This window comes from Pseudomonas oleovorans subsp. oleovorans, from assembly GCF_002197815.1.
Classification (GTDB): domain Bacteria; phylum Pseudomonadota; class Gammaproteobacteria; order Pseudomonadales; family Pseudomonadaceae; genus Aquipseudomonas; species Aquipseudomonas oleovorans.
In genome coordinates this window covers 1-4048 of record NZ_NIUB01000075.1, presented here as the reverse complement: position 1 = coordinate 4048, position 4048 = coordinate 1, and the positions used below count along the sequence as shown (strand labels likewise).

The window sequence follows — 4048 nt, the reverse complement described above, 5'->3', positions numbered from 1 at the left end:
GCGCGGGGTGTTTTGCTCTCTGGAGTTTGTGGTGTGCGGCTCTCGTTCGGCGCATTACGCCTGCGGCTAATGCGCCCTACGGGTTACCTGATGTTGCCGGGGCTTGAGCTATTTCCGTGGCCGTCTAGGCTTGACCTTTTGGTGTTTCTGGAGGGGCAAGGATGCCGAACTATCGCCGTGCTTTCGCGCCGGGGGCGAGCTGGTTCTTTACCGTGAATCTGCTGCAACGCCGCCGCAATGATCTGTTGCTGCGGCATGTCGAGCTGTTGCGTGATGCGGTGCGGCGCGTGCATCGCGATTATCCGTTCACTATCGATGCGTGGGTGGTGCTGCCCGAACACATGCATTGCGTATGGACGTTGCCGCCTGGTGATGCGGATTACCCGTTGCGCTGGCGGCTGATCAAGACGTTTTTCTGCCGAGGGTTGCCCTCCGATGAATACCGCTCGCTGACGCGTTTGCGTCGCGGCGAACGGGGAATCTGGCAGCGGCGCTACTGGGAGCATCAACTGCGTGATGACGAGGACTTTCGCCGGCATATAGATTATGTCTACATCAACCCTTGCAAACACGGGCTGGTGGGGCGGGTGGCGGACTGGCCCCATTCGAGCTTTCACCGTGATGTGGTGATGGGGCTTTACCCGGTTGATTGGGCGGGTGATATCGGGCTTGAGGTGCCGGGGGATGGGTAGGGGGCAAGGGGGCAGGTCTGCATCGTTCGGCGCATTACGCCTGCGGCTAATGCGCCCTACGGTTATGGCCTACGCATGTGCCTCGCGGCTCAGCACGTCGGCAACCCACTGGTTGATGCTCTTGTGCTCCAGTTCCGCTTTTACCGCGACCGTGGCGTGCAGCTCTGGCCCCAGGCGTAGGCTGAGCTTGCCGGAGTAGGTTTTTTGCGGCGGGCGATCCAGCTGAGCGCAGGTGTCGAGGTAGTCGTTCACTGCTTCTTCGAATGCCGTGCGAAGTTCCTGAACGGACTCACCATGAAAATGAAAACCCACCACGTCGCGAATGCCGGCGATGTGACCAACGAAAAGGCCGTCTTCGTCGCTGTACTCGATGCGGGCTGCATAGCCCTTGTAAGTCATTGCATGCGCATTCATGGGGTAACTCCTGCTTGTTCAAGGAAGGCCCGTGCATCGCGAACCTGATACGGCTTGGCTTCCTTGTCGTGATGGGGGCGGTGAAAGGTGCCAACCACGCCATTCAGTTCGAAGCGTACGCGTGAGCCATTGCCCTCGATAGCTCTGGCGCCGGCCGCTACAAATAGCGATTCAATGCGGGACCACTCAAGTGTGCTCGGTACCGGCTTGGCGAAGACTGCTTTCAGGATAGATTGGCGAAGTCTAATCAGTCGTTTGCTACAGGCCACGATGTTTGCCGAAGTATCTGCGTGACGCCTGGAATGGAGCGTTCGGCTTTTGGGGCTGGGGCTAATCCGCCCTGCAGGCATCCGGCCTGGCTCTATTTCCTGCCGCCATGCAGCGGTCGTCTACATGGCGGTAGGTTCGGCATTGTTTGGTGCTATAGCGGTTGGGATACACTTCTAAGCGTGTATGCGGAGGTTGGCTATGAATAAGGTCGTGCTGGTCGAGTTACTGCGCTCGCGACTGGATGGTTTGCTGGCTATCTATGCCTTTGGCAGTCGTGTCCAGGGTACGGCAGGCGAAGGAAGTGATCTCGATTTGGCTGTATTGGTAAAAGGTTATGTTGATCCACTGGTGCTCTGGGAGCTTGCCAGCGAGGCTGCCGATATTGCAGGTTGTCCCGTCGATCTGTTGGATTTGCGCAGGGCCTCTACCGTGATGCAGCAGCAGGTGCTGACTAAAGGTGAGCGCTGGTGGGCTGCGCTAGGGAATGAGGCCGGTCTGTTCGAGTGCGCGGTGTTGAGCGAGAAGCTTGAGCTGGATCGGGCCAGGGCGCCTCTGTTGCGGGATATCGAGCGAGATGGGCGGGTGTATGGCCGATGATGTGTTGTTGAACAAGGCCGCAAGCATCGAGCGTGGCGTCAGGCGTGCGCGTGAGGAGTATGAGTGCGCCCCGGCGAGTTTTGCAGAGGACTTTACTCGGCAGGATGCGGCCATTCTGAACATTCAGCGCGCTTGCGAGGCGGCCCTGGATATGGGGCAGCATTTGATTCGGCGCGAGCGTCTCGGTATTCCGCAGAGTGCGCGCGATGTGTTTGCGCTGCTCGCCGCAGGCGGCTGGGTCGACAATAGCCTGGCCGAAGCGCTGAAGCGCATGGTGGGCTATCGCAATATTGCAGTTCATGAGTACCAGGCGCTGCAGCTACCGATTACCGTGGCGGTCATTACCCGGCACCTGGATGAGTTTCTCGATTATTCCAAAAGCATTCTGTTGAAGGATGCGCGGGAGGATTGAGGTTTTTCTCTCAGAAAAACGTTGTCATATCCGCACAGGTGGGCGGCTGGTTTCGTGGTGAGCCTGCTATCGATTCGCCGCGAGGCGCGGCTCCTACTGGGTGGTGGCTGCCTTGTCGTGTGAAGGCTGGGGGCGCCTTGCTATGCAGAAGTCCAGTTCCGGTGTAACAAGCTGGGATTTATAGGGCCCAGGGACAGGCCGCGATTTCCCCTGCTTCCGCTTATGGCGTGCGTGGTCTGTTCTGAAGCGTCCTTACTTGACGTGCCTGATTGGGCCCGCGTACTTCGCTATGGCCAGATCGCTTGTGACCAATATAAAGCCTTCAGTGGTGGCCTGAGCAATCAGCATTCGATCAAATGGGTCGTTATGTATAGGTGGAAGAGCGGCGGCTGCAATGCTGTGCTGCCCGGTCATTGCCAGCTCTTGATAGTCTGCATCGAGCAGTGCTCTTCTGAGTACTGCCGGGTCAAAGTGGAAGTGGGCCTTGCCCATGGCATGCTTGATGCCAACCTCCCAGATGCTCGCAGCGCTGAAGAGCAGTTCGTTGTTGCGGTCGTTGATCAGATTGGCCGCGTCGGTTGGCAGTGAGGTGGGGGTGGCGCAGGCCCAAAGTAAAATATGAGTGTCGAGCAGCAGCTTCATGCGCCGAACATCGACTCGATTTCATTCTGAAACGGTGTGTCAATGTCGTCTGGCACATTGAAAACGCCAGTCAGCATCCCGGTGCGAGGTTTGCTTTCCTGGTTGATCGAGATGACCTTCACCATCGGCTTGCCTGCCTTTGCGATGATAAACGGGCTGCCTTGGCTGGCATCGAGAATCAGTTGTGACAGGTGCGTCTTGGCGTCGTGAATATTGACCATTTTCGGGCTGTTGGTGGGGGTCTCGGTTTTCATGGTGGAGTACCTGGTTAGCTAACGTGGTTAGTCTATTCTCCGGCGTTCCTGTTCGCAATCGTTGGTGCTAGCCGTGGTTTCCTCCAGTTTTGTGGGTGGGCTTGAGCTCCACGAGATGGCTTGAGGTGATTTGTCTCTGGTGTCAGGTGTGGGCTGCGTCCAGCGGATTACGCTCGCTGATACATCCCGCGCGATGCCTTCAGCAGCCCTGAAATTGTAGGAGCCCCGCCCCGGGGCGAATTTTGGTAATCCGGTGCGATTTCGCTGAGGTCGCGATTCGCCGCGGGGCGCGGCTCCTACAGTGAGTCGGCGGCTTACTCTGGCGCCAGGTGTGGGCTGCGTAACGACGGATTACGCTTCGCTAATCCATCCCGCGCGATGCCTTCAGCGGCACTGAAATTGTAGGAGCCCCGCCCCGGGGCGAATTTTGGTAATCCGGTGCGATTTCGCTGAGGCCGCGATTCGCCGCGAGGCGCGGCTCCTACAGTGGGTCGGTGGCTTACTCTGGCGCCAGGTGTGGGCTGCGTAACGACGGATTACGCTCGCTGATCCATCCCGCGCGATACTTCAGCGGCCCTGAAATTGTAGGAGCCCCGCCCCGGGGCGAATTTTTGTAATCCGGTGCGATTTCGGTGATGCTGCGATTCGCCGCGAGGCGCGGCTCCTACAGTGGGTCGGTGGCTTACTCTGGTGTCAGGTGTGGGCTGCGTCCAGCGGATTACGCTCGCTGATCCATCCCGCGCGATGCCATCAGCGGCCCTGAAATT

Annotated in this window: 7 protein-coding genes; 3 read left to right on the top strand and 4 right to left on the bottom strand. The window is 58.5% G+C overall.

What is annotated here, in order from left to right; translation table 11 throughout:
* Positions 1–161: 161 nt before the first annotated feature.
* Positions 162–692: an REP-associated tyrosine transposase gene (locus tag PSOLE_RS23230; RefSeq protein ID WP_004424990.1), complete on the top strand. Its 531-nt coding sequence runs from the start codon at positions 162–164 to the stop codon at positions 690–692.
* A gap of 69 nt (positions 693–761) precedes the next feature.
* Here PSOLE_RS23230 and PSOLE_RS23225 read toward each other — a convergent pair whose 3' ends face one another.
* Both PSOLE_RS23225 and PSOLE_RS23220 read right to left on the bottom strand, forming a co-directional pair.
* A complete protein-coding gene (locus PSOLE_RS23225; protein WP_004424987.1) occupies positions 762–1106 on the bottom strand; it encodes a type II toxin-antitoxin system HicB family antitoxin in 345 nt (114 codons plus the stop codon).
* Positions 1103–1357 carry a type II toxin-antitoxin system HicA family toxin gene (locus PSOLE_RS23220; RefSeq protein ID WP_074857836.1) on the bottom strand — a complete coding sequence of 85 codons (255 nt, stop codon included), beginning with the start codon at positions 1355–1357 and terminating at the stop codon, positions 1103–1105. Before PSOLE_RS23220 ends, PSOLE_RS23225 begins: the two co-directional genes overlap by 4 nt.
* Positions 1358–1574: 217 nt before the next feature.
* On the opposite strand from PSOLE_RS23220, the gene mntA reads away from it, so the two are divergent.
* Both mntA and hepT read left to right on the top strand, forming a co-directional pair.
* Positions 1575–1973 carry a type VII toxin-antitoxin system MntA family adenylyltransferase antitoxin gene (mntA, locus tag PSOLE_RS23215; RefSeq protein ID WP_074857725.1) on the top strand — a complete coding sequence of 133 codons (399 nt, stop codon included), beginning with the start codon at positions 1575–1577 and terminating at the stop codon, positions 1971–1973.
* Positions 1963–2385, top strand: a complete 423-nt coding sequence (gene hepT / locus PSOLE_RS23210) for a type VII toxin-antitoxin system HepT family RNase toxin (RefSeq protein ID WP_074857728.1) — start codon at positions 1963–1965, stop codon at positions 2383–2385. Before mntA ends, hepT begins: the two co-directional genes overlap by 11 nt.
* A 252-nt stretch (positions 2386–2637) precedes the next feature.
* Here hepT and PSOLE_RS23205 read toward each other — a convergent pair whose 3' ends face one another.
* Both PSOLE_RS23205 and PSOLE_RS23200 read right to left on the bottom strand, forming a co-directional pair.
* Positions 2638–3027, bottom strand: coding sequence for a type II toxin-antitoxin system VapC family toxin (locus tag PSOLE_RS23205; RefSeq protein ID WP_074857734.1), 390 nt, complete (start codon positions 3025–3027; stop codon positions 2638–2640).
* A complete protein-coding gene (locus tag PSOLE_RS23200; protein WP_004424974.1) occupies positions 3024–3281 on the bottom strand; it encodes a type II toxin-antitoxin system Phd/YefM family antitoxin in 258 nt (85 codons plus the stop codon). Before PSOLE_RS23200 ends, PSOLE_RS23205 begins: the two co-directional genes overlap by 4 nt.
* Positions 3282–4048: the final 767 nt, after the last annotated feature.